Source organism: Nocardia vinacea NBRC 16497 (genome assembly GCF_000308835.1).
GTDB classification, from domain to species: Bacteria; Actinomycetota; Actinomycetes; order Mycobacteriales; family Mycobacteriaceae; genus Nocardia; species Nocardia vinacea.
Genome location: NZ_BAGN01000388.1, coordinates 1 through 22,273 on the forward strand (window position 1 = coordinate 1; position 22,273 = coordinate 22,273).

The 22,273-nt window shown below is 64.0% G+C and carries 27 protein-coding genes, 1 tRNA gene and 1 pseudogene; 4 read left to right on the top strand and 25 right to left on the bottom strand.

The genetic code is table 11. From position 1 onward, the window contains the following. The 4 genes and pseudogenes from ON44_RS36040 to ON44_RS36055 all read right to left on the bottom strand — a co-directional run. Nucleotides 1-267: pseudogene (locus ON44_RS36040) on the bottom strand (DUF3560 domain-containing protein); the annotation flags it as partial. A gap of 216 nt (nucleotides 268-483) precedes the next feature. Beyond that, nucleotides 484-1,080: a hypothetical protein gene (locus ON44_RS36045; RefSeq protein WP_040698926.1), complete on the bottom strand. Its 597-nt coding sequence runs from the start codon at nucleotides 1,078-1,080 to the stop codon at nucleotides 484-486. Nucleotides 1,081-1,083: 3 nt separating this feature from the next. Further along, nucleotides 1,084-1,329 carry a hypothetical protein gene (locus ON44_RS36050; protein WP_157187470.1) on the bottom strand — a complete coding sequence of 82 codons (246 nt, stop codon included), beginning with the start codon at nucleotides 1,327-1,329 and terminating at the stop codon, nucleotides 1,084-1,086. 96 nt (nucleotides 1,330-1,425) lie between these two features. Next, on the bottom strand, nucleotides 1,426-1,773 hold the full coding sequence (locus ON44_RS36055) for a hypothetical protein (RefSeq protein ID WP_040698928.1): 348 nt from the start codon (nucleotides 1,771-1,773) through the stop codon (nucleotides 1,426-1,428). Between the two features lie 804 nt (nucleotides 1,774-2,577). Here ON44_RS36055 and ON44_RS50870 point away from each other — a divergent pair. Further along, nucleotides 2,578-3,966, top strand: coding sequence for a DUF6602 domain-containing protein (locus tag ON44_RS50870; RefSeq protein WP_157187471.1), 1,389 nt, complete (start codon nucleotides 2,578-2,580; stop codon nucleotides 3,964-3,966). Here ON44_RS50870 and ON44_RS36060 read toward each other — a convergent pair. After that, nucleotides 3,868-4,413, bottom strand: a complete 546-nt coding sequence (locus ON44_RS36060) for a hypothetical protein (protein ID WP_040698929.1) — start codon at nucleotides 4,411-4,413, stop codon at nucleotides 3,868-3,870. The genes ON44_RS50870 and ON44_RS36060 overlap by 99 nt on opposite strands. Nucleotides 4,414-4,481: 68 nt before the next feature. On the opposite strand from ON44_RS36060, the gene ON44_RS36065 reads away from it, so the two are divergent. Next, nucleotides 4,482-5,564: an ISAs1 family transposase gene (locus ON44_RS36065; protein ID WP_245567479.1), complete on the top strand. Its 1,083-nt coding sequence runs from the start codon at nucleotides 4,482-4,484 to the stop codon at nucleotides 5,562-5,564. 201 nt (nucleotides 5,565-5,765) lie between these two features. Beyond that, nucleotides 5,766-5,884, top strand: a tRNA-OTHER gene (locus tag ON44_RS50875). A 43-nt stretch (nucleotides 5,885-5,927) separates the two neighbouring features. Here the strand turns inward: ON44_RS50875 and ON44_RS36070 are convergent. From ON44_RS36070 to ON44_RS36150, 18 genes are read right to left on the bottom strand one after another with little or no spacing between them, the layout of a single operon-like run. Then, a complete protein-coding gene (locus tag ON44_RS36070) occupies nucleotides 5,928-7,148 on the bottom strand; it encodes a tyrosine-type recombinase/integrase (RefSeq protein ID WP_040698930.1) in 1,221 nt (406 codons plus the stop codon). After that, complete coding sequence (locus ON44_RS36075) at nucleotides 7,148-7,381, bottom strand: helix-turn-helix transcriptional regulator (RefSeq protein ID WP_083898351.1); 234 nt, start codon at nucleotides 7,379-7,381, stop codon at nucleotides 7,148-7,150. The genes ON44_RS36070 and ON44_RS36075 overlap by 1 nt, the downstream gene beginning before the upstream one ends. Continuing rightward, nucleotides 7,378-8,295: a sigma-70 region 4 domain-containing protein gene (locus ON44_RS52140; protein ID WP_218007711.1), complete on the bottom strand. Its 918-nt coding sequence runs from the start codon at nucleotides 8,293-8,295 to the stop codon at nucleotides 7,378-7,380. Before ON44_RS52140 ends, ON44_RS36075 begins: the two co-directional genes overlap by 4 nt. A 3-nt stretch (nucleotides 8,296-8,298) precedes the next feature. Continuing rightward, on the bottom strand, nucleotides 8,299-8,703 hold the full coding sequence (locus tag ON44_RS36085) for a hypothetical protein (protein ID WP_040698931.1): 405 nt from the start codon (nucleotides 8,701-8,703) through the stop codon (nucleotides 8,299-8,301). A gap of 36 nt (nucleotides 8,704-8,739) precedes the next feature. Then, the gene (locus ON44_RS47335; protein ID WP_051182812.1) at nucleotides 8,740-9,738 is read right to left on the bottom strand and encodes a toprim domain-containing protein; all 999 of its coding nucleotides are present in this window, start codon (nucleotides 9,736-9,738) and stop codon (nucleotides 8,740-8,742) included. Nucleotides 9,739-9,741: 3 nt separating this feature from the next. Continuing rightward, the gene (locus tag ON44_RS36095; RefSeq protein WP_157187472.1) at nucleotides 9,742-10,092 is read right to left on the bottom strand and encodes a hypothetical protein; all 351 of its coding nucleotides are present in this window, start codon (nucleotides 10,090-10,092) and stop codon (nucleotides 9,742-9,744) included. 5 nt (nucleotides 10,093-10,097) lie between these two features. After that, complete coding sequence (locus ON44_RS36100; protein WP_040698934.1) at nucleotides 10,098-10,454, bottom strand: hypothetical protein; 357 nt, start codon at nucleotides 10,452-10,454, stop codon at nucleotides 10,098-10,100. Between the two features lies 1 nt (nucleotide 10,455). Further along, nucleotides 10,456-12,264 carry a hypothetical protein gene (locus ON44_RS36105; protein ID WP_040698935.1) on the bottom strand — a complete coding sequence of 603 codons (1,809 nt, stop codon included), beginning with the start codon at nucleotides 12,262-12,264 and terminating at the stop codon, nucleotides 10,456-10,458. 36 nt (nucleotides 12,265-12,300) lie between these two features. Continuing rightward, the gene (locus ON44_RS36110; protein WP_040698936.1) at nucleotides 12,301-12,669 is read right to left on the bottom strand and encodes a hypothetical protein; all 369 of its coding nucleotides are present in this window, start codon (nucleotides 12,667-12,669) and stop codon (nucleotides 12,301-12,303) included. Nucleotides 12,670-12,690: 21 nt separating this feature from the next. After that, entirely contained in the window at nucleotides 12,691-13,290 is a 600-nt protein-coding gene (locus ON44_RS36115; RefSeq protein ID WP_040698937.1) for a hypothetical protein, read from the bottom strand. A gap of 43 nt (nucleotides 13,291-13,333) precedes the next feature. Further along, nucleotides 13,334-15,346: a type IV secretory system conjugative DNA transfer family protein gene (locus ON44_RS36120; protein ID WP_040698939.1), complete on the bottom strand. Its 2,013-nt coding sequence runs from the start codon at nucleotides 15,344-15,346 to the stop codon at nucleotides 13,334-13,336. After that, the gene (locus tag ON44_RS36125; protein ID WP_040698940.1) at nucleotides 15,343-16,395 is read right to left on the bottom strand and encodes a helix-turn-helix domain-containing protein; all 1,053 of its coding nucleotides are present in this window, start codon (nucleotides 16,393-16,395) and stop codon (nucleotides 15,343-15,345) included. Before ON44_RS36125 ends, ON44_RS36120 begins: the two co-directional genes overlap by 4 nt. Then, nucleotides 16,392-16,862, bottom strand: coding sequence for a GIY-YIG nuclease family protein (locus ON44_RS51750; RefSeq protein WP_063721688.1), 471 nt, complete (start codon nucleotides 16,860-16,862; stop codon nucleotides 16,392-16,394). Before ON44_RS51750 ends, ON44_RS36125 begins: the two co-directional genes overlap by 4 nt. Beyond that, on the bottom strand, nucleotides 16,859-17,254 hold the full coding sequence (locus tag ON44_RS47340; RefSeq protein ID WP_051182813.1) for an RRQRL motif-containing zinc-binding protein: 396 nt from the start codon (nucleotides 17,252-17,254) through the stop codon (nucleotides 16,859-16,861). Before ON44_RS47340 ends, ON44_RS51750 begins: the two co-directional genes overlap by 4 nt. Then, entirely contained in the window at nucleotides 17,251-17,616 is a 366-nt protein-coding gene (locus ON44_RS36140; RefSeq protein ID WP_157187473.1) for a hypothetical protein, read from the bottom strand. Before ON44_RS36140 ends, ON44_RS47340 begins: the two co-directional genes overlap by 4 nt. Next, a complete protein-coding gene (locus tag ON44_RS36145; protein WP_040698942.1) occupies nucleotides 17,577-17,918 on the bottom strand; it encodes a hypothetical protein in 342 nt (113 codons plus the stop codon). Before ON44_RS36145 ends, ON44_RS36140 begins: the two co-directional genes overlap by 40 nt. Then, nucleotides 17,915-18,064 (bottom strand): hypothetical protein, encoded by a 150-nt coding sequence (locus ON44_RS51480; RefSeq protein WP_169338140.1) that lies wholly within the window; start codon nucleotides 18,062-18,064, stop codon nucleotides 17,915-17,917. The genes ON44_RS36145 and ON44_RS51480 overlap by 4 nt, the downstream gene beginning before the upstream one ends. Beyond that, nucleotides 18,064-18,291 carry a helix-turn-helix domain-containing protein gene (locus tag ON44_RS36150; RefSeq protein ID WP_157187475.1) on the bottom strand — a complete coding sequence of 76 codons (228 nt, stop codon included), beginning with the start codon at nucleotides 18,289-18,291 and terminating at the stop codon, nucleotides 18,064-18,066. Before ON44_RS36150 ends, ON44_RS51480 begins: the two co-directional genes overlap by 1 nt. A gap of 157 nt (nucleotides 18,292-18,448) precedes the next feature. On the opposite strand from ON44_RS36150, the gene ON44_RS54485 reads away from it, so the two are divergent. Beyond that, entirely contained in the window at nucleotides 18,449-19,732 is a 1,284-nt protein-coding gene (locus ON44_RS54485; protein ID WP_040698947.1) for an NsdA family TPR-like regulatory protein, read from the top strand. On the opposite strand, the gene ON44_RS36160 is transcribed toward ON44_RS54485, so the two are convergent. Together ON44_RS36160 and ON44_RS36165 are read right to left on the bottom strand one after the other, a co-directional pair. Next, nucleotides 19,729-21,027 (bottom strand): pentapeptide repeat-containing protein, encoded by a 1,299-nt coding sequence (locus tag ON44_RS36160; protein ID WP_083898352.1) that lies wholly within the window; start codon nucleotides 21,025-21,027, stop codon nucleotides 19,729-19,731. The genes ON44_RS54485 and ON44_RS36160 overlap by 4 nt on opposite strands. A 222-nt stretch (nucleotides 21,028-21,249) precedes the next feature. Beyond that, the gene (locus ON44_RS36165) at nucleotides 21,250-21,906 is read right to left on the bottom strand and encodes an HAD family hydrolase (protein ID WP_040698949.1); all 657 of its coding nucleotides are present in this window, start codon (nucleotides 21,904-21,906) and stop codon (nucleotides 21,250-21,252) included. Between the last annotated feature and the right edge of the window lie 367 nt (nucleotides 21,907-22,273).

The following is a 22,273-nucleotide window of genomic DNA, read 5'->3' on the forward strand; positions in this document are numbered from 1 at the left end:
CGGGCGCGCGGTGCGATCGATCTGGATCTCGACGTCGAACCCGGCCTGCCGCAACGCTTTCGCGGCGGCGTCGATAGCGAACTGCTTGGCCTGGCGATCCCGGGAGGACACCACGATCCACATGCCCAGGCTGCGAGCCCACCGCCAATGCCCGACAGCCTTTTTCACCCCCGTCATCACTTCATAGGTGCCGTCGCCACGGACCGTGCCCTCCAACACGGTGCCTTCCTCAGCGGTATGGGAAATAGTCACCACCGTCACCACCACCTCCTTCTAAGTTTGAACATGCGCATTAATGCATGCGATTCGTGTGTTGGTCTGCCGGCTGCCGTGCGCAGTGGATCAGGTCAGCGGGCCCCTGACGGTTTCGGGCAGGACGTAGTCGTGTGGCCCGGTCTGGATCAGTTCGTCGCGAGTGAAACTGTCGACCACGGGCCCGACTCAATGGGTGCTCGAGCCGGGGGAGGCGCTGTCACCGTGTAGCTAGGCGTCGAACAAGTCGTCGATCTCGAACAGACGCCCGCTCGCGGGATCGTCGACACCTAGCCAGGCGTCGTCGCCGCAACGGACCCGTACCAACGCCAGGCCGGTGGCGGTTTCGATGTCGGTGAGCAGTGATCCGATCCGCTCGGCGGGCACCGACGCCAGCGGTTCCGCGCCGAGGCAACCGGCGAAGGCGGTGCCATCACCGAAACCCCGCACGGAATGGGTGAGTTCACGGCGGCGCGCCTCGGTCACCGCGAAGACCACATCACCGATACTCGAACACTTGACCCGGGCACGGACCTGGTCGAGTTCGGCGCGGGTGATCATGGTACCGACCAGCCCCAGCAGATCCGCAACCGTGATCACCGCCGGATCCAATGGAGCGGTCGTCCGCGTCGGGCCTGCGGTCACTGCGGCGGACCCGGCCTTGCCGGTGCGGACATTCGTCGTCGTATCCCCGACGTCGATATAGGCGGCAGCGGTGAGGTCGTCCTCCCGTACCTCGACCAGGGCGCCTCCGCCCTCATCGACACCGACCTGGCCCGTCGAATCGAGACCGGACAACCAGTTCATCAGCTCGGAAACCTCGATCATGGATCACCTCTTTCTGTTGCGTGAGTGGGTATTTCGGCGTGACCGTTGTGTGTGGGAGTTCGCTGCGGCGGGTGTGTGGATCTCGACGGTGTCGTCGAGTCGGTACAGGTCGATGACCAGTCGGCCGGAGCCGGTCGCGCGGATGCTGATCAGCCCGCCACCACAGGCGTGACTGATCTCGACGATCCGCTCGTCGGGGCCTTGGTAGCGGCTGGCGACGCAGTCGATGATCACTTTCGGGCGAGCCATGATCGGGAAACCTCCTGTCCAGGAAGAGCGCAACGCGTTGTATCGCTGTTGATATTCATGAGGTCCTGCGCAGGGCTGGACGGGGCCGCGGCAGGGTCAGGCGGCACGCAGAGATGTTGAGGGGATGAATGTCTCGGCGGTGTCCTCGAGTGCCAGCAGCGTGGGATCGGCGTGGCCACGCCATCGGATCTCGAGCTTCCCGCGCGCCTTATCAGCAACCGAGTCCGGTGCCGCGACATAGAACTCCTCCAACCGCGGATAGCCCTCGGTCGCAGCGGTCAGCCATAGACGGGTGTGCTCACCATCGGTTCGCAGCGGCAACTGCAGATGCTCGGCCAGCCCGGCGACGAACGCACCTGTTGCGTCGCGGTCGCCGCGGTGCACGATCTGGATGGACCGCCACGCGTTGGCGGGAGCGGTGTAGCAGCGCCGCACCCGATACACCGCCCACCCACACCTATCGAGGACGGCATCGGCGAGAGCGTGAACCTCGTGCCACCGTCGCCGCGTAACCGATCGCGCAACGACTTACCGGGCCCGAACAGGCCGGAGCGGTGATTCAACGCCAGGGTGACGAATTCATCGACCAGGTGTTTGTGCGCCTCCTCCGGGGCGGCCCGGTAACGGGCGAGCTGGTCAGGCCAGCTCGGCACCGACACGAAAACAACACTGGCGGCAACACGATTTCGGCCACCACACCCCGAACAACCCGAACAAATACCCCTGACACCGCGCGCGGGACCAGTTTTCGGCGGCAAGCGGATAGATCGGGCGACGCCGCCCGCCCATAGTGACCGAGGTATCCCGGGCGATCCGCCCGGTCTCCTCGACATTGAACCCGACCGCGTGAATGTAGGGCTGGTGACCCAAATGTTTTGCGCGCCAGGCATCGAGCGGTTGACCTTTTGCCTTGGCTGAACTTCTCTGCACTCGTTAGAGTCGGAACTCCGCAGCACTCGGTCGCAGAAACCGACGCGAGGTTCTTCTCGGCAGCCAACGGCCATCAGTACTCTCGCCGAGGCTGGCTGTCGTCCTCCTCGGCAGTGCCCTGGTCATGTCGTGCAGCCACTCGACCGTCCGGCTTTGAACGCGCCTGAGTTGTTCCTCTTTCGTTCGGGGGCTGAGTTGCCGATCGCACATCGCGGCTTCCCCGGTAGCGCAGAACCGCTGCAATTGCCGTGTAGCGAACAATTACTAATATCGGTAACCTGAGTCCAGGACATGATGACAGACGCGAGGTGGGGGCCAATGATCAAGACCGTCGCAGAGCTTCTTCGTCAGCTCATGGAAAATGAGCGGAAATTGTTGGACGCAGTCCCTCTGAAGCACGGACCCACGATTGGCGAAATGTATGAGGGACTATCTCAAGATCTGCTAAGCCGAGCGATACCGTCAGGACTTGATCTACGACTACTCGGCGGATTCATTGTTGATGGACTTGGCAACACATCGGGCCAGATCGACTGTATGCTTGTCCGGGGCGAGGGTTCGCCGATCCCGTATACAAGGGCTTACGCTTGGCATGTCAAAGACGTCATCGCCGTATTTGAGATTAAAAAGTCGCTTTATACCAGTCAGTTGCGGGAAGCGTTCCAACATTTGAATGAGGTTCGGGGAATTGAACGCTCATATCGACGATCAGCCGAGAGTGACCACGATCCAGTAGATCTTGAGTGTGTTGCGCGTTCGTTTGCGGAGACAACTCATAGTGCCGCGCCCTCCTACGACTCGATCGAGTCTCTTCCATTCCACCTGAATGTTCTTTTCCATACGCTGGTCGTCGAGCATATAAGTCCGCTACGGATTATTATCGGATACCACGGGTTCAAGTCCGAACACCGTTTTCGAGCGGCCCTTTATGAGTACCTCGAAGAAAATCTCGGACAGGAGGGCTTCGGCGTCGCAGGGTTCCCGCAGTTGATTGTCTCCGGAAACTTCTCGTTGGTAAAGGCGAACGGTGAGCCGTTCTCGGCGCAATTGATAGACGATGACTGGTGGCCATTTTACTTCTCCACGACGGTGAATCCAGTTCTCATGATTCTCGAACTTATATGGACGCGGCTCGATTGCCGATATAAGATCGGCGGACTATGGGGTGAGGATTTGGAACTAGAGGTTCCTCACGCTTTTCTACTCGCCAAAGCCGGTGAGAGTGTGGAGGGACGTTCCGGCTGGAACTATGCGTTCGTGAACAATACTGCAGCCTCCCTGTCGAGGCTAGGTGACCACGAGGAGTGGTCACCTTGTTATCTTTCTATACCCCAGTGGGTCATTGTGAACATGCTCTGTCACGGCGAGAAAGTTAGGTTTGATGATGAACGGTTGATTGAATATCTGACTGGCGAAGGAGTGATAGATCTGGATCGTTTCTGGTCCGACCTACTGAGCACAACGCTCGTTGCGCGATCGAGCGATTCCATGGAGCTGGTGCTAATCACCATTGACTGTCACACGGCAATTCTTCCAGGCGGGCAACTCGTGGCGGCTGAAAACAATACCGGTCGGCTCTTTCGATGGATTGAGAAGAACTGTGGTATATCATCGAGCGGAGCCGCGCTGGAAGTGGAGAAGGAATCGGGACCGAATCACGGTGTAGACCGCCATAATCAACCGGCGGGAGATGGTGCAGTTAACTGAACACGTGCGCTGTCCACCGAGGGTCGGCATTACTCTGTTGCGGCGGTGCTCGGCACTGAGGGAGTAGAAGCCGTGTTCGTCGGGGTCGGGATGCAGCCGCGTCGGCGCGCGGGTGTCCTGCAAGACAACGATCCCGTCCGCGGCGCGCGGACCTGCTCGGGCGACTTCGACCAACCGCACCTTCCGCTCGGCCAGCAACGGCAGGACATGTTCGGCGACCAGATCGCAGGTACTGGACCACTCATCACCGGTCTGGGCGACCATCACGATCAGATTCGACAGATGCTCCCGCAGCTCCGGTGGCCGGAACCCCGGATCCAACAACATCCGCACGATCGCCGCGGTGCTTTCCACCCCGAGGCCGTAGGACCAGCAGACCGGAATTGCGCCGCCACCGAAAAGCGAGGGGGGAGCGAATAATCCATCGACGTCATCCAACATCATCATCTCCCATTCCTGCCCCTGCCGTCGAGATGTGTTGGGAGGGTGGTGAATCGGCCGCTTTTCCCGGTGTTGTGAGTTTGCTGGATTTGCTGGGAGAGGTGGCCGATCCGCGGGCTCGCCGCGGTGTGCGGTATTCGGCGCGAGCGATTCTGGCGGCCGCGCTGGCGGCGGTGGTGGCGGGTGCGCGGTCGTTGACCGCGATCGGTCAGTGGGTCGCCGAGGCGCCTGCGACGGTGGTCGTGCAGCTCGGGTTCGAGGGGTCGGTGCCGGCCGAATCGACGATCCGCCGGTTTCTGCAAGCCCTGGATGCGGATGCCTTGGACAAGGTGATCGGAGAATGGATGTGGCGTAAGACCGCGGGACGCGGGCGGCGGGTGGTGTCCTTCGACGGGAAATCATTGCGCGGTACCCGCGATGGTGAGGGTCGGCCAATCCACCTGCTCTCGGGTGTCTGCCAACGCCTGGGCGTGATCCTGGGACAGATCGGTGTGGACATCAAAACCAACGAAATCCCAATGCTGCGTGAGCTTTTGGCGGGAATCGATATCGACGGGATGATCATCACCGCTGATGCGTTGCACACCAACCGCGACACCGCCACCTACATCACCGACCTGGGCGGGCACTACCTGCTGACCGTGAAAGACAACCAACCAAAATTGCGCAAGGCGTTGAAGAAACTGCCGTGGAATTCGGTGCGCACCCACGACCGCACCCACTCCCGCAGGCACGGCCGCGAGGAGACCCGCACCCTCAAAGCCCTCGCGATCCGCGGGCCCGGCATCAAGTTCCCCGGCGCCAGGCTGGCGTTGAAAATCACCCGCCGCCGCGTCGATGCCAAGACCCGGAAATTCCAGAGCGCCACCATCTATGCGATCACCAGTCTCTCACCGGCCGAGGCTACGCCCCGCCAGATAGCGGCCTGGTTGCGTGGGCATTGGCACATCGAGAACCGAGTGCACTGCGTCCGCGATGTCACCTTCGACGAGGACCGGTGCCGGGTCCGCACTGGCGCCGGAGCGCAAGTGATGGCCACTTTGCGAAACACAACAATCGGTTTGTTACGCATAAGCGGCCATCACAGCATCGCCCACGGTCTCCGCTATCACTCCTACCTGCACCAACGACCCTTAGAACTGCTCAAGAGTTGCTAAAAGGGACTTTGCCGGGGCCCTGTGCCAAAGGGCGCGTCTGGTCGCAGGACCGTGCGGCCCGACACGCAGAGGGTGGATATGGGTCTGGGGTGCTTGCATCGGTATCCAAATCATGGCTTTGATTGCCCATTTCATCATTCGACCCGCCCCACCAAAATCTCACATTTTTGATGAGAAACGTCCAGATCTGATGCGATGTAGCGGGCCGGGTTCGATTGCGCCGAACAGGTTCTGACCAGGCATGATGAGGTTCGTTGAGGCCTGTCGATGAAATTAGAACCTGTGTCAGGTGGTCGCAGGTTCAAATCCTGTCAGCCCGACACACAAAAATCCCCTCCGACCTGGGTCGGAGGGGATTTGCTGTTATTGGACGATGCGTAGTTGGGGACCATTTGGGGACCGTTGGGGCGCTCGTAGGTGTATCGAGAGCAGATTGCCGTCGTTCTGGAGCGCCTCGGTGTCGGGGTGGAGGTACCGCTGGGTGATCCGGGGGTCGGTGTGTCCGGCAATCTGCTGGAGCCGATGCAGGGGGACACCAGCGTCGGCGAACCAGGTGAGCCCGGTATGGCGTAGTCCGTGCCGACGGAGATGTTCGTAGCCGACCTTTGTCACTACCTTGTCCCAGTGAGTTGCCTTGTGCAGCACTCCTGTTTGGATTCGTCCACCGCGGGGGCCGACGAAAAGTCGGGCGTCGGGATCCTGGTTTGCTGCTTTAATTCGTTGGAGCACCAAGGGGCGAATGTCTTCGATGATCGGGATTCTGCGGGAGCGTTTGCCTTTCGTTCCTTTGTCTTTCAGCCCGCCCGGTCCGGGTGAGGTCTGGCGGCGCAATCGCCAAATCCATTGGTCGGTGTCGATATCGCGGACACGGCATCCGGAGACTTCCCCGATTCGGGTCGCGGTGCAGGCCGCGAAGACGACGACATCACCCCATCCCTGGTAGTTGTCCGATGACGCAGCGACCAGGGCGTCTGCGAGCCGGGTCAGTGCCGCCCAATCGGGCAGCGCAAGCGATCGCGGGTCGTCGAGTTCGTCTTCGTACCGCTCGTATTGGCGTTGCCAGCCGCTGACTTCGACACGGTTCCTGTCGATCACCTCGTCCCGGACGGCCTGGTCCAGTACTCGAGACAGCGCGGCCAAGCTGTTCTTGACCGCCGACTTGCTTACTCCTTCGGCGATCCAGTTCATGACCGCGCGGTCGGCCAGACCTGCGGTAACCATGGTCACCGGAATATGTCCGAGAGCCGGGACCACTCGGCGGCGCCATGCTGGCAGGTAAGCGTCGCCTACTGTCTTCTCTTCCAGGCCGCGCATGGCCGCGGCCCAGTTGTCATCGCCGTAGTCATTGAGAGTGGCGGTCGCGGTCTTCGGATCAACACCGCGTGCCGCGGCGCGCCTGATCCGATCTACCCACTCTTCCGCTTCCTCGCGCGTGTCGAATGCTGCCGACTTGGATGGGCGCGACTTCGTGACGGGATCGGACCACCGCACACGCGCACGGAAGGGGGTGGCCCGCTTTCGCTCCTCGATATCCGCTCGGATTTCCACCCCGAGCGGAATCAATCGAACTGGATCGGTACCCATCACGCCGCCGTTGGATCAATGCGATTGCGTCGGAGGTAGGCCAGAACGTCAGCGCCGAGGTACCGCGTCACTCGGTCGGACAGATGAACGAACGCAGGCCCCTGCGGCGGGCGGGCTGTACGCCAACGTCGCAGGCTCGACGGATCGACCTTGAGCACCGCGGCAACGTCTTCCGTGGTGTACCAGGCGTTCTCAGCTAGCTCCGACATTTCCCCTCTATCGGCAGTGGTCATGGCTCGGTTCCTTCTGTTCTCGTGAATTCCTGTGCTGCAGTGAGGGTGCGGGTGACCGAGGACGAGCTGAGCTCGACGCGCTCAGCGATGCGCGCGTGTGACCAACCCTGCTCGTGGCGCAGCCGCAGAATCTCCGCGACTTTGTCAGGGTCGCGGCGTCCCGCGCGATCAGCACTGCAGACCTGATCGGCGACCACCGCCCATCGGTCGGGCGGTGCGCTGGCCTCGATTTCGGTGCGTTGGGCTGGTTCGAGTTCGGCTGTTGCCCGGGATTCGGTGAGTTCTGTCGATGTTGAACGGGTTTCGGTGTGTATCTCGCGCACCGAGACGGTGCGTACCGGTTCGGGCCGGTGCACGGGTTCTGGGTCGGTGCGTTCGATCGGTGCGGTGTGGTGCTCACCGAGGATCATGTGCGCCAGGGCTGCGCCCATGCCGAGGACCACAACGGGGAGGCAGGCCACCAGCACGGTGACCGGCCACGGCGCCACGGTGACGCCCGCGGCTTGCATGAGGTGGTAGGCGACCTGGCCGACCGCGCCGAGTGCGAGACTTCCGAACGCCGAATACTTGGCGTAGCTGCGGGTTCGGTTCGAACGGATCCGCCCGGACAGCCATACCGACAGCGCGTAGGAGGCGTAGGCCTCCATTCCGATCGGCAGGGTGATCGCGGTGTTGATCTCGAAGTCGTCGGCGATGCCGGGCAATGGGTGTACCGGCCCGAAGCCGGTCAGTTCGCCGAGGCCGACCCAGCCGGACCAGATCGCCACGAACGCGGGCAGCGCCAGCAGCAGCACCGGCCACGCCCGGACCGGCCGTTTCGATGCCTGCGCACCGGGTTGTGCATTGTCTGGTGCGTGGTGGTGCGCAGCGTCGTTGCTGCGCACCAGGTTCGCACCGGAGTCGTGTCCGGTCACGGTTCACGCACCGTTCTGCCCGTTGGCGGGGGTGTAGACGGCGGTGAACAACCGGGCCTTCGGGTAGTCGGGGTCGGGTCCGGTGTAGGTGACCGACAGCAACGCACCGACCGCGAAGTCCTCGGTGCCGGCGTTCTCCAGCGCCAGGCCGATGGCTTGTTCCATGCGCCAGGACACATACAAGTTCCGCGGTCCGCTGCTGGTGTCGATGGTGATCACCAGCTGCATGACCGGTTGGCCGTGCTCGTCGAGTTCGACCTCGTCGGGGGCGCCGCCGTACTTGAGCTTGGGCTCCTCGACGATCGCGGTGATGCGCCCGTACACGGTGGTGCCCGGGTTGCTGGTCTTGCTGAACGCGGAGGTGGGGCGTGCGGCGCGGCGGAAGCGCTGTCCGAAAGTGCTGGTCATGATGGTGGGTCCTTCCTTGTAATGAGTGAAATCGGTTCAGCGGCTTCGTGTTCGGCTCGCTGGCCGAAACCGCTGCTGTTGTGGTCGATCCAGGTAGGGGACGGGATCGAGTTCCTCGAGGTGGTATCCGGCGGCGAAGTGGTCGGCGAGGTCCTTGCCGTCGCGGGCCTGCACGACCCGTACCTCACCGACCCGCCCGTCGAGGGACTCGGCGACCTTGGCGGCATGCAGGTAGCCGGGGCGGTCGCGGTCGGCGACCACGATCACCCGCCCCGCACCGCGTAGCCATTTGGCGTGTTCGGGGGTCCAGGATCCGGCGCCCATCGCGTTGCAGGTCGCGATCAGCCCGACCCGGTTCGCGGCTTGTACGTCCTTCTCGCCCTCGCACACATAGATCTCGCGGCCGGTGTCGAGGGCTTCCCGGATATCGGCCAGCTTCCACGGGATCGGGGCGAAACCGCCTTTCTCCCAACCGGTTCCGGTCCATCGGGCTTGCCAGAACGATTTGGTGTATCCGTGTTCGTGCGGGGTCCGCATCCGGAACACCGCGCCCTCGATCTGGTCGGTGTGCCAGCGGTAGACGTAGGTGTCGACGTTCTCCGCTGGCCCGGTCTGTGCCCCCAAATCGGGCTTGTACTGGATCGGGAACGAGGCCGCGGCGATCGCCCGTTCGACCGGGGTCAACGGCCGCCGCTCACTCACCCCGTACCGCTGCCCGTGGACACCGTTGCTGCTGCGGCGGTTCGGGTCACGTTCGGGCAGCCGATCCCATAGGTCCCGTACCCGCAACCCGATCCGGTCCAAGACCTCTTCGTCGTTGCATTTTGCCCAGCACCGCACCATCGTCTTGCCTTGGCTCGGGTCGTAGCGCACACCGAGTGACGGGTTGTGGTGCTGTCCGTCGCTCTCGTGGACCGGGCACAGGTAGTTGGTCCACTGCATCGGATCCCGCGGGTGTGGTGGCGGTCCGACCCTGCGGGTCAACGCATCGGTCACCACCTGGTACGAACGCCCCTGCGGTTGCTGCGGGTGCATCGCTCACCGCCCCCGCTCGATCCCGGGACGGGTGGTGTCGGCAGCGGCCAGGACACGGCCCTGCTCGATGCTGCGTCGCTGCACCGCATCCAACTTCCCGCCCGGTGTGTGCAGGGATTCGACCAGCGCGCGCCGCATCACATCAGGATCGGATACCCATTGGGCGCGAGCGTTTTTCAGGAACCACCACTGCTCGCGGTGTGGGCCGTGGTGCCAACCGTGATCGATCACCGCGCCGTCGGTGTAGAGGCGGTGGATATCAGCCTCAGTCGCGTCCGGTCGGTAGGCCATGCGGGTGAGCCGGTCGAGTTCGGTGAACGCCTCACGCATCGCTTCCTCGTGCTCGATGTGCATCACGTTCACCGCCCTCGCTCGACCCGCGACCGTGTCCGTGGCCGGTCTTGGGTGGTGAGGTCACGGGCCTGTTCCTGGCTGCGACGCTGGATCTCGGTGAGGCCGTATCCGCCGTTGTGGTCAACGTTGTCCAGGAACCGGCGCATGGTGTCCGGCGCTCGCCGCCAGTCCTCACGAGCGTCTTCGAGATAGTTCCAGTGCTCGGCGTGCGGGCCGGACTCCCACCGATCGGCCACAACCTGCTGTTGCATGTCGAGGAGCTGGATCTCGGCCTCACTGGTCGAGGGCCGATACATCTGTCGTCCCAGCTCGACATAGGTGGTGAAGTCGGCGCGCATGGCTTCCTCATGTTCGCGTTCCATGTCAACGACTCCTCTCGATGCCGTTGCGGCCGTGACCATTGCGTCCGGGCTGCGGCCACGACTGGGTGTCGGGACCAGGCCGCTCATGCCCGGTGTCGGAAAGGTCGCCCAGGTAGCTGGCGCGCTTGCCAACCGGTCCGTGACTGCCGGTGTCCTCACCCGTCCGTTGCTGCTGGGCGCCGGCCGACTCGTTGCCGTGCGAATTGGTGTCGGTGCGCTCCGACCGGTTGCCGTAGCGTTCGTGTTCAGGTGTGGTCTGTGCGAGCTTCTGCACGGCCTCGTCGCGTTCGCGTTTGTACCGATCCCGTTCAGCGGCAACGTGTTCCACGGTCGGTCGGTCACGCAGTTCACCGATCTCGTTGGCGAGGCGGATGTTGCGGTTCTTCAACTCCTCGATGCGTCCCTCGGAGGTGGCGAGTTTGCGTTTGAACTCGTCGCGGTCGGCGGTGACCGCGTCCAGACCGCGCTGCAAGATCCCGACCCGGTTCTCCAACCGGTCGCGGTCGGCGGCAATGTCTTTCAGCTGGCGTTCAACCTGGGCGAACCGCTCCGGATCCACCGACGCGGCCGAGCGCTGTTGCTCGGTGGGACGAGTTTTCGGCTGCTCGCTAGCCTGCCTACGCTGGGGGCGCAGGTGCTGTTCACGCAGGGCACGTACTTCGTCGGTGACCATCCCGAGCGGGCCGTCGACCCTCTCGGCATTCCCGCGGCGATCGGACTCACCGATGCTGGCGGTGAAGTTCTGCCCGCTGTGGGTGTCGCGGTAGGTGCCGAGCACATGCAGCGTCCAGTCGTAGGCCTCGCCCCGGGTTTCGAATGCCCCTGTGTGCTTCACACCGGCTGGTCCGACATTGACAACGAATGGCCGCGCCGACTGCTGCTGTGGTGGACGCTCGGCGGCCGGATGCAGCTGTTCGGCGTGCGCGTCGGCGACGGTGCGCTGGTGATCGGCGAGGGTATCGGCATCAGCGAAGAACCCGGTGCGCGGGTTCTGCCGGTAGCCGCCATCGGCGGTGCGGATGATGCCGAGCGGGTGTTCGAGCTGCTCGGCCACCATTTCGGGTTCGCCGTGGCGGTGATACACCTGCCGTCCAGCCGGATCGCGCAGGCTGGCGTCCACGGTTTGTCCATCGACCCACATCGCGTGGTCGATATCGCGGTACATCCATTCCAAACCGTCACAGGCACTGTCGAACCCGCGGGTTTCCACGATCGGATCCTGGCCTGTGGCGCTGTTCCACCGCAGGCTCGCCTCATACCGCGGGGCCTGCTGTACCCGCTCGCGCAGCGAGGTTGAGGCTTGGTCACGGACGGTGCGAGCGACCTGCGCCCGATACCGCAGCGCGTCAATACCCCGCACCTTGTGCGCGTTGGTGAACAGGCGGCCCGGCTCGAACTGCGGAAACACCGTGGCCGCGTCCACACCATCCAGCGCGATGCCCTGCTCAACCCGAGTCAACCGAGCATTGCTCACGACGCGAGAACGCAGATCATCGGCGTGCCGGGTCAACGCTCGAGCGTCGCGGTAGCGGCGCTGGTGATCAACGGTCGGGTCGGTGGCACGTTCGGCGACCGCGAGGGAATGCGCGCGGTAGCGGTCGATCATCTGCTGGGTCCACACCAGATGCTTGTCGCGGTCGGCCTGCTCGCTGCGGCGCTGCTCACGCAAGGTCAGGTTGATCTGCTTGCGGATCCTGCGACGCTCGAGCCAGTTCCCGGCCTGGGCGTGCAAACGCAGCATTTCCTTCATCGCGTACCCGAACTTGCGGGCCTCGGCGATCAACTCATCTTCCGGACTGCGATCAGTCATGTTGTTGTATTCCTTTCAGTGGTAAGGGAATTCGGGTTATCGCGTGCGGCGGGGACGCTGGGTGCGCTCGGCAAGGCGCTGCTCGCGCTCCTCGCTGGCCTGATCGGTCAGCGACAACCGGCTAGAGAATGTGCGGGCGTGAGCCAGCTGCTCCTGGGCACGTTCGAGGGTGGTGTCGGCATCGCCTAGCCATGTCCGCGCGAATTCGGTTGCGGTGGTGGGGGAGATCGGTTTGCCGAGGTTGTCGGTGCGCAGTGATTCGGGAGACTGGGCCAGCTCGCGATAGCGGCGCTGCAGCTCGAGCGTCATCCGCCGTAGGTCTTGCAGCTTCTCCTGCACCTGCCACACCTGCTCATCGAGGTCGCTCGGTATCGGCAGGACCAGCTCATTCGTGTTGTCGGACATGGGATTTGTTTCCTTTCGGTGTTACCGGGCGGCGGGCGCGGTCCGGTTGTCTTCGTGCCGGGTGCGCGCGGTGTCGATCCGGTCGACCACCCCGCGCACGATCGCGGCGATAGTCGTGATGACGACGGCGAATGCCGTGCTGAGGCCGTTGGTGACGGTGGCGAGGACATCGGGGATGCTCGGGCGCAGGGCGGCGTTCCACCACAGGTAGATCAGCCATCCGGCGCCGTAAGCGGCCAGCGGGCCGGTCACGATCCACGGCTGCCCCCACGTCGCGAGGACAGTCGCGGTGACAACGGCATAGGAGGCTCCAGCCGCGCCGCGGACCATCCGCCGCCTTGCTGTGCGCCCAGCCGTCGCAACTGCGTCGGGATCGAGCGGCTTGTCCCACTGCTGCACGGGATCGCTTGTGTCGTTGTTGTGGACCACCCGCAGGACCGGCCGCGCCGGGGCGTGCGGTTCGGATGCGCGCTGGTCCGGGGTGTCGGCCGCGGCTGTTACGTCGGCGAGGTAGTCGGCGAACTCGTCGGCGAGGATGTCGCCGATCGCTTTCGGTTCGATAGGTTCGCGCTGCTCGTCGGGGTCTTCGTCGTTGTTGTCGTTGTCGCGGATGATGCGCATTGGGGTTGCCTTCCAATCGGGGTTCAGGAACAGAGGCGGGTGTTCAGGCGACGGCGGTGGCGCCGGAAGTGGTGGGGTCACCGGGGGAGGCCTGCGCGCGTTCGGCGGCGGCTGTGCCCGGCATCGGACGCAATTCGGTCGGGTTGACCGGGACGACGCGGCCGAATTGGGCGCGTCCGGCCTTGGCGTAAACGACGTCGCCGGTGTCGAATTCGCGGACCCGGTCGGGGTCGACGAGCCATTTCTCGCCCATCGAGACCTGGCCTTCGTCGCCGTGGCGTTGGCCCTTGATCAGGTGCCGCGAGGGCAGCATCCGATGGATCGGCCCGAAGTGTTTGCACAGCTCCCCGGCGTTTTCGGAGTAGCCGATGATCACCCCGCCCGCGCAGGCCTTCAGGATCCGGTTCAGCGACCATTGGTCTCGGGCGATGCCCTCGGGAGATTGGGCGGCGAAGATCACCGATACGCCTTGGGAGCGGCCGCGTTCGCAGACTTCTTCCAGGCCGATCGATCCTTGATCGGTGGTCGTGGCCGAGAGTTCGTCGATGATGAGGGTGATCGAGCGGCGCTGGTCTTTGGCGGTGCGCCCGGCGCGCTGCATCAGCATCCGCAGGATCGCCGAAACCTGAGCGCGGGCAGCGTCCTTGTCGATGCCCGGCACGGTCACATACAGCACATCGACCTCGTCCAGATCGACGCCGCCGTCGAACACCATCCGCCCCTGCTCGTCCTGGAGCCGGTCGAACAGGTTGGATGCCTTGATCAACATGTCGTCGATCTGCGGAACCTTCTCCGACTGCAACGCCTCGACCATCCGCACCACATCAGGGGCGTTGCCCCAGATGTCGCACAGTTTTTCGACACTGAGCCGTTCGAGGAACTCCGTGGAGGACCGGGGTTCACCGACGGGAGCATCGACGACGAGGGACACGATGCGGTGGCGCATCTCGTCGAAGTGCTGGCCCTCGCTGGTGCTGGCCTGCCCGGCGTTGAACATGTCACCCAGCACCGCCCGCTGGTCGCGGGCTCCCATGTCCCACACGTCGAGCCGGTCTTGCTCGGGCACGATCGCGATCTTGTGTGGCTCGATTCCCTTGCGGGTCGCCAGATCCCGGATCTCGCGGCCCAGGACCCGGTCGTCCTCACCGCCCTTGCAGGAGACGAACACCAGCAGCGGACGCGGGTGCTTGGCCCGCATCGCGGGGACGTCTTTCCACCGCTGCCAGGCGGTCCACTCGTATTCGAGCATCGCGAACCCGAACCGTTTGATGGTCTCGGTCTTGCCACCGCCGGTGGTCTTGATGATCGCCATCTGTCGGCGGGCTTCCTTGTGCGGAACCACCAGCCAGGGTTGATGCCGGGCGGTCAGCTCCGACCACACCCCCAACGGTGTCGAGGACGTCCGATCAGCCAACGGGCCCAACACAATCCCGTCCCCGGTGGTGAACGGCGCACCCAACTTCGCTGCGCGCGCCGCGGCCGCGGCCCTGCGTGCGGTGAGCGCGTGCTGGACTCGTTCGGTGCGCCCAAGGGACTTCAACCCGACCGTGTTGGTCTTGTTGACGAATTTCGCCCACCAGTAGGTAGCCAGCAGCGCCGCGACCGGCGCGGCGAGCGCGAGCATCATCGGCAGCCCGGCCCAATCACCATCGGCGACCCGGGATGCGCCCGCCCACAACAGCACCGCGGGCGTGGTCCACGAACCACCCGCCAACGCCGAGGACGCGGGCAGCAGCAGCGATCCGATCGCGAAGTTCCGCAGCCGGTGCGGCGCCAACGGCCACCGCGCCGCGACGGCCACGATCATGACCAGCATCGCGACCACCACCAGCCCGCACACCGTCGCGGTCCCGACGACATGAGTGAGGCCGCTCAGGTCGGGCAGGTCTATACCGTCGAGTTGCTTGATCGGCGGCTTGACCGGGTGCACCTCGATCGACGGCGGCGCCTCTTGCACGATGGTCGGTGGCCCGGCCGGTGCCGGTGCGGTGGTGGTCGTCCCGAGCGGGGCGCAATCGGTGGGGGTGAGGATCGGCTGGCAATTCTGGTTGGTCATGATGCTTCCCTGGAGATGTGAAGTCCGTTGCGGGCGCGGAGTTTCGCGGCGCGGGCTTGGTTGCGGGCGGCGAGGAAGGAGGTCCACTCGTCGTCGAAATCACCCGCGGCGAACAGCAGCGACAGGTTGGCGAGCTCGGATGGCAGACGGTCATAAGCCGCGGTGACACCATCGAGGACCTGCACCGTCCGGCACAGGTAGAGCAGCCCGATCACGGTCTCGGTCTTGGCGTCTCGCGCCGCCCGCACCGCGCCTTGCAGGGCGATATCCATGTGGGCGCGGTCTTTGAGGCTCAGCTCCACTTCCAGCGCCCACCAGCCGCGGCGCCCATCGACTTCGCCGTGGAAGCGGCCGTCGTGAATGTGCGGTCGCCCCGACAGCGGGCGCCGGCCGGTGCTGAACTCGATTCGTGCGGACCGGTTTTCCGATGCTTCGACGGCGGCGCGCCGCCACAGCTGACGTTCGGAAACCCACCGATCCGGGGCGTTGCCGACCAGCATGATCCGGGCTTGCGCGACCGCCCGATGATGCTCGGCGTACATCAGCGGCGGATGCCAGTCCTTGGGCCGCCACCCCAGATACCGCGCTGCGGTCACACGGGTCGGGACCACCCACTTCTCACCGGGCTGCACCTGCTCGAGCGGATGAACCTTGTTGTCGTTGACCAGATCAGCGACCAGCCGATAGGCATGGTTGCGTTCCACCCCGAGGTACCAACCCAGCACGTCGAGCTGCATCCCCCGCATGTCCGCCAGCGCGGTGAGGAGCGCCGTTTTCCGAGCGGTGGATATCGGCGATCGCTTCGCACGCAGGATGTCCTGCACTGTGGTGCGCGGCAGGCCGACACGACGACTGATCTCAACCTGGCTGTAGCCGCGGGCACGAAATGCCGAGACCTCACCGAGCGCCATCTCGACCCTGCGGGCAGAAACCTTGAGGGTCTGGCTGATCTCGCGGTACGTCGCACCCGCGCCGCGCAATCCGTCGATGATCTGGTCGAGGTGCTCGAATTCCAGCTCGCCGTAACGATTCTTCTTGTTGTGGTTCATCGACTCCGCTCCCTTCCATTGCTCCTGGCGGCGCGGCGGGATTCGATCGCCGAACAGATCCGGTCGATCTCCTGCGCCGACACATTCCGCGCGTCGAACCGCTCGACGGGATTTGCCGGATCGCGGGTGGCGCGGCTGGCGGCGATGTCGGCGCGGGCCTTCAGAACCACCTCGCGCATGTCTTCCGCCGGTCGCGGGGTCACCCCGCACATCGGGCAGCGCCGTGTCGCTCCGCCCTCGCGCTTCAACTGCCGTTCGCGGCCGCGGTTGCCGTCCCACGTGCGAGCCAGCGACCAGCCGATACCGGCTTCCTTGATCACCGCCAACAGGCGGGCGCCGCGCCCGGCGCGATGCTCGGCCAACCGGCTATCCAGATCCGTGGTCCAACCGGTGTAGTGCTTGGCGTGCCGGTACGGCCGCTCGAAATGCAGCAAATACACCGTGCCGTCCGGAGATTGGTGGTTCATCGGCTCCGCTCCGATCCCCGCGCCCGACCAGGTCGACGCGCAGCGATATCGCGACGGGCCTGCTCGATTACCTCACGCATATCGGCGGCGTCGATGCCCCGGCGTTCACACGCCCGCACCGACCGCTCCATCCGCGCCAGCTCCAACGCCTCCAACTGGGCGGCGGTCGGAAGCCGTTTCGGCACAGCGGTTTCCGCGTCATACAGGTAGGCCTTCAACGGCCCGCGCGCACCACCTCGAGCGCGCAACACCTGCGCCTCGTAGTCGGCGCCCGGCCGCTGACCCTCCCGAGCCAGCTGACGACGGGTGCGCAGATGCTGTGGCGCGAAACCCCACGGCCACGTCGGAATCCCGTGCCGTTCACCATCTGGATCGTGGAATCGGCTGCTCATCGCGACCGCCCGATTCCACGGGAACGATCGCGCCGCTCACGGTCGGGGACGGCGATCGTGGCACGGATATTCGCTGCCGACTCCGCAGAGTGACGGAAGTCGAGCAGCCGGTCGAACACCGCCATCCGCTCGGCATGCACTTCCGCGCTGCTGACTGCGGCGAGCTCATTCCTCGACATCTCGAACTCGTTGTCGCGGTAGCCCTTCGCCTTCGAAACGTCAGCAACGGCGTGCACGATGTCGGACAGCACGCCGTGCGTAAGGTCCAAGCGTTCAAACTCGGCCTCTAGACGTGCCTGCTCCTGGCTTCGATCCGAAGTGCTCATCGCCGCACCTCCGGAACCCGCGACGCCGGAACGCACGAGCCCGGCTTCTCCGGTGTCACACCGGAATTCGCGGACCGGCAGATGTTCGGCGACGGCGTGTAGTGCTGGTAATCGACCATCGCGGCCGTGCACCCAGCCATCCCGATCAGCAGGATCACCGCGAACGCTGCTATCCGCACGGTCGGCGGCAACAACCCGAGCGGCGAATACACCGCGCCGAGCCCGGTAAACTCCGGACCCGCCATCGAATGCAACGGGCTATGAGCACCGCGCCCGCGGTCGAAATGGGTGACCGTGTATACCTGCGATGCTGGGTCCAGCCGCCACGGCGCGGTCATCGCCGCACTCCCCATCGACGCGTCGACCGCCACAGCGCGATCGCGCCGAGCAGCATGATCGTGAAACCGACGACTTCCGGCGCGGTCAACACAGCGAGACCGACAGACACGGCGACGATTGCGATCACGAAGGTCCGGGCGCGCATCACGCTTCACCGCCGTCATGGGAAGCACCGCTGACTGCAGGGCGGACCATCGCAAGAACAGCCTCGCGCCGTACGCGCCAGAAGCGTCCGTTCAGCAGCCAACCGTCGAGGTGGCCTGCCTTGATCCAGTTCTTGATGGTTTTGGCGTCGACACCGACCAGCGATGCTGCGGTCTTGACGCTGATGAGTTCCTCGGGCGAAACGAGTGGGGGTGGGCTTGTGGTCAACGCGATCACTCCTCAGGGCTGGAAACGACGGAAAGTTCGTCTACCTGAGGTTCTCTCTCGGCAATGTCCTAAAGAAGGCCAATTGAGAGGACGTAGAGAGGACATTTCTGCCCACCCGCCTGTCGACGCGGCCAGATGTGGGACTAGACTGCTACCTATGGCAACGTCAGGGAATGCCGCACTGCGGGCGGCGAGACAGGCACTCGGCTACCGATCGCAGGCGGCTCTCGCTGATGCAGTTACCGAGACCGCGCGGCAGATAGGGCTACGAATCGAGGTTGCCGCCCGGACTGTTCGACGGTGGGAATCTGCCGAGCCTCCCTGGCCGCATCCCGACCACGCGCGAGCGCTTGAGGTCCTGTTCAAGCGGCCCATAGCTGAGTTGGGATTCACGCCACCGTGGTCCGAAGAGTCCGCTCCTGCCGGAAGTCCTGGATCGAACCGCCCGCCTGTTCGCGACTCCCGATTGTCGGTAAGTCAGCGTCTCGTAGGCGGGGCAACACCACTGCTGCCGCCTTCCGTCGCGACTGACTACATGTCGGTCACTGTGTCGTATCGCCACCTCTATTGGCTGCTACCAGCCGTCCGACTCCATCGGTCGGTAGCAGAGCATGCACAGCTCGGCGTGGAGCTCCTTCCACAAGTGTCCAGACCAGCGAAAGAGATTCTGGCGAAAGCGGTTTCGGAGTCGAGCCTCCTGGCGGGACGCCTGGAATTCTTTGATCTGCAACAGCCGGACCTTGCGCAGCCGAGTTTCGTTCTCGCCCTCCAGGCCGCGCACGAGGCGAACGATCCGCTTCTGGGCTCGGCGGTGCTGGCGCACATGGCGTTCGCGCCTGCGTTCTCGGGCGACGCGTCTCGGGCCGAGGAAGCGCGCGAGCGGATGCGTGCGGCGCGGGCCTTTGCTCGTCGTGGCGGCGCAAACGCCGAGATGATGGCGTGGCTTGATGCGGTAGAAGCGGAGGTCGAAACGCGTTTCGGAGACACTCGGCGTGCGCTAACTCTGATACATCACGCTGAGGAGGCGTACCGGGAGCACGATAGCGAGGCGCATCCGTCGCCTGTGTGGATGGACTGGTTCTCGCCGATTCGGTTGGCCGGATTCAAGGGGAACACGCTGATGGTCGCCGGTCGCGGGCGCGAAGCGCGCGAGACGCTGGAACAGGTCTTGAGTGACCTTCCGGAAGACGCGATCAAGCAACGCTCGATCTATCTCTCCGACATAGCCGCGGCTGCCGTGCTTGAGAACAACCCTGAGCTGGCGTGCCAGTACCTTGAGGACGCGCTCGACATCCTCGGGCGGAATTGGTATGCGACAGCGATGGACCGGATCAAGGTGGTCCGCCAGAGTCTGCGGCAGTGGGATTCGGTGCCTGCCGTACGGAGCCTCGACGAACGGCTGTACGACTGGCATACCACGGTGAACTCCCTTGTCGGCTAGACGTAGGTAGCTGTGGTCGGCGGCCAGTGATGAGGTTCGACGTTGGTAGGTTTCTGCGCGACGTCCTCGTTCCAGTCGAATAATGGTCCTGGCGGTCCCCACTGTTTCGGTTCGGCGAACGAGATCGTCTTGGCTCCGAAATCTGCCATCTCGAATGTCGCTTCCCCGGTAAACGTCGCGCCTCCGAAGGTGGCGGTGTCGGAGAACTTCGCGTCCTTGAACCGGGTGGGGCCGGAAAACGTAACGTCCCCGAAGCGGGCGGAGCCGGAAAACGTCGCGCGCTCGAACGTTGTATTGCTGGAGAACGTTGCGCGCTCGAACCACGCGTTGCTGCCGAACGTCGCGCCCTCGAACCACGTGTAGATTGTGAACGTCACACTCCCGAACTGGGCGAGGCCGCAGAACATCACGTCCTCGAACCAGGCGAAGTCAGAAAAGATCGCGCGCTCGAACCAGGCGATGTCACAGAACGTCGCGCGCTCGAACGAGGCGATATGGGAGAACGTCGTGTCGTCGAATGAGGCGACACCGGAAAACCTTGCGTTCCCGAATCGGGCGGGTCCGGCAAACGTCGCATGGCTGAAATCAGCGTCTTCGAGATATGCGGTGCGGAAGTCGAAGTCGTTCTTCGACCAACTGTATTCGGCCGTAGGACGCAGGTGGTCGGCGATGACGCGGACGATGGTCTGGCGGACTTCCCGGTCGTTCTGCCGGTATTCGATGTGTTCTTCAGTCTCCCCACGGACTCGTCCGTGGTCGACGCGGGGTGCCTTGACCACGAACTTGGCCCGGCCGCTAGCACCATGGTCGGCGTCGTAGGGCAGACGTAGGTATCCGCACAGGACGTCGATGCATTGCTGGCGTCGGCGGCCGGTGGATTCATCAGCGACGCCGGCCATTGCGTACACCCCGGCGATCCTGACCGCGACATCGGTCGCGCCGAGTTGCGCAGCCGCGGCGCCGAACCGCTCGACGAACCGGCCCTGTTCGAGGTCACGTTGACGGCGATAAGCAACGACCAGGGCCACAGTGCCACCGACACCGGCGACAACAGTGAGCGACAGCTTTGTGACATCGATCGGCGCAGCGACTGCCGCGCTGGTGGCGATGAACCGCCGCAGAATCCACTGTGCAGCAACAGCTAAGACCACGCCGAGGCCGAGTGCAGTAATGATCGCGGGGAATAACCCCACACCGCCGATGGAGCGAGCTACCGTCTTGCGGGTCTTGGCAGACAATAGCGTTTCAGTTGAGTGGGCTATCCAGGCGCCGATCCGGCGGATCCTCCCCGTCATCGTTCGATTCTCGCTGAAAGATCAACTGACACCGGTCGGTTCGCACATATCGAAGAGTGCTAGTAAGCGATCGTTGAGTTGTCACGAGCGATAGCCGTCCACGGCGCCTGATTCGGCGACATGCTTTGCCGACACGCCCGTACATTGCCACTTGTGGCGTGGACCGGAAGCGCGAGCGCGTGGATGGCCGACCGGTGATACCAATCTCACGAGATAGCGCAGCTAGACCGGATTGTTCTCGGCACCAACGATTCCTGGAAGCTCATTAAGGTCGCTGATCTCCCAGTCCGACAGCTCAGCGACCTCTGGCTTATCCCGGTGGATCCAGCCCCAAGGGCCGCGGCGCAGGTAGGCGGTTCGCATCCCAACCTGCTTGGCCGGAGCCACGTCGTTGTCGATCCGATCGCCGACATAAATGATCTCCGAGGCGGGATGTCCAGCGGCGTCGATCACCTTGTCGAAGAACTCAAGCGCGGGTTTTTGAACGCCCCAGTCGTCTGACGTCGCGATGAAATCGGTCGGCAGGTTGAGACCGCGGAGCAGTCCGCCAGCTCGAACAGTCTGGTTGCCGACGATGCCGACCCATATGCCCATCTCACGAAGCTTGGTCAAAGCGGGCCGAACGTCGGGGTAGAGATCATCTTCGCCGAACCATTCAGGCTGCCCGGCGTCCGCACGGGCCTGGCGTTCGCGGTCGAGGTCGAACCCTGGCCGGAACACCTGGAAGGTCTCGCGGTAATCGAGGCCGGTTGCGATCACGGATCCAAAAACGGCCGCGAACGTATGACGCGGAACCCCGAGCCAGTCGGCCCAGGTACCGTACTCACGCGTCTCGTCAACCAGCGTTTCCCCAACGTCGAAGACCACCGCAGAAATCACGGCTCCAACCGTACCTGACGGGGCTGACTCATCCCTTGTGGTCCAAATCCCGCGCTTGGAGCTGGCAACGCGTCGCGGGAGGTGACGGCCTCTGGAGCCGCGTTCTCGGCACGGACACCTGGTTACCTGAATCGACTTACGCACTGAGTGCGTCCTGACGCGCGAACACGCCGCCGGAGGTGGCGTAGCTCTAGACGCAACGTAGGCACCTGACGCAACCACGCACCCAACCCCTCTTTTGNGGTCCCTCTTTTGTGGTCTCTTCTCCAAACCCCTCCCCACTACTTCCCTTCATTTGGTGATTGATTTGGCTCTCGCTCTGCCCGGTCACACTCTCTATGAACAGCGAAGCCATAGAGAGTGTGGA

Coding starts and splice junctions, on each gene's coding strand:
- ON44_RS50870 (WP_157187471.1), top strand. CDS start 2,578: ATGATCAAGACCGTCGCAGAGCTTCTTCGTCAGCTCATGGAAAATGAG.
- ON44_RS51480 (WP_169338140.1), bottom strand. CDS start 18,064: ATGCGCGCCCGGACCTTCGTGATCGCAATCGTCGCCGTGTCTGTCGGT.
- ON44_RS36095 (WP_157187472.1), bottom strand. CDS start 10,092: ATGCACATCGAGCACGAGGAAGCGATGCGTGAGGCGTTCACCGAACTC.
- ON44_RS36115 (WP_040698937.1), bottom strand. CDS start 13,290: ATGCGCATCATCCGCGACAACGACAACAACGACGAAGACCCCGACGAG.
- ON44_RS36050 (WP_157187470.1), bottom strand. CDS start 1,329: ATGGCTCGCCCGAAAGTGATCATCGACTGCGTCGCCAGCCGCTACCAA.
- ON44_RS54485 (WP_040698947.1), top strand. CDS start 18,449: ATGGCAACGTCAGGGAATGCCGCACTGCGGGCGGCGAGACAGGCACTC.
- ON44_RS36070 (WP_040698930.1), bottom strand. CDS start 7,148: ATGGGTACCGATCCAGTTCGATTGATTCCGCTCGGGGTGGAAATCCGA.
- ON44_RS51750 (WP_063721688.1), bottom strand. CDS start 16,862: ATGAACCACCAATCTCCGGACGGCACGGTGTATTTGCTGCATTTCGAG.
- ON44_RS36060 (WP_040698929.1), bottom strand. CDS start 4,413: ATGATGATGTTGGATGACGTCGATGGATTATTCGCTCCCCCCTCGCTT.
- ON44_RS36145 (WP_040698942.1), bottom strand. CDS start 17,918: ATGACCGCGCCGTGGCGGCTGGACCCAGCATCGCAGGTATACACGGTC.
- ON44_RS47340 (WP_051182813.1), bottom strand. CDS start 17,254: ATGAGCAGCCGATTCCACGATCCAGATGGTGAACGGCACGGGATTCCG.
- ON44_RS36045 (WP_040698926.1), bottom strand. CDS start 1,080: ATGATCGAGGTTTCCGAGCTGATGAACTGGTTGTCCGGTCTCGATTCG.
- ON44_RS36075 (WP_083898351.1), bottom strand. CDS start 7,381: ATGACCACTGCCGATAGAGGGGAAATGTCGGAGCTAGCTGAGAACGCC.
- ON44_RS47335 (WP_051182812.1), bottom strand. CDS start 9,738: ATGCACCCGCAGCAACCGCAGGGGCGTTCGTACCAGGTGGTGACCGAT.
- ON44_RS36160 (WP_083898352.1), bottom strand. CDS start 21,027: ATGACGGGGAGGATCCGCCGGATCGGCGCCTGGATAGCCCACTCAACT.
- ON44_RS36085 (WP_040698931.1), bottom strand. CDS start 8,703: ATGACCAGCACTTTCGGACAGCGCTTCCGCCGCGCCGCACGCCCCACC.
- ON44_RS36120 (WP_040698939.1), bottom strand. CDS start 15,346: ATGACCAACCAGAATTGCCAGCCGATCCTCACCCCCACCGATTGCGCC.
- ON44_RS36125 (WP_040698940.1), bottom strand. CDS start 16,395: ATGAACCACAACAAGAAGAATCGTTACGGCGAGCTGGAATTCGAGCAC.
- ON44_RS36110 (WP_040698936.1), bottom strand. CDS start 12,669: ATGTCCGACAACACGAATGAGCTGGTCCTGCCGATACCGAGCGACCTC.
- ON44_RS36105 (WP_040698935.1), bottom strand. CDS start 12,264: ATGACTGATCGCAGTCCGGAAGATGAGTTGATCGCCGAGGCCCGCAAG.
- ON44_RS36100 (WP_040698934.1), bottom strand. CDS start 10,454: ATGGAACGCGAACATGAGGAAGCCATGCGCGCCGACTTCACCACCTAT.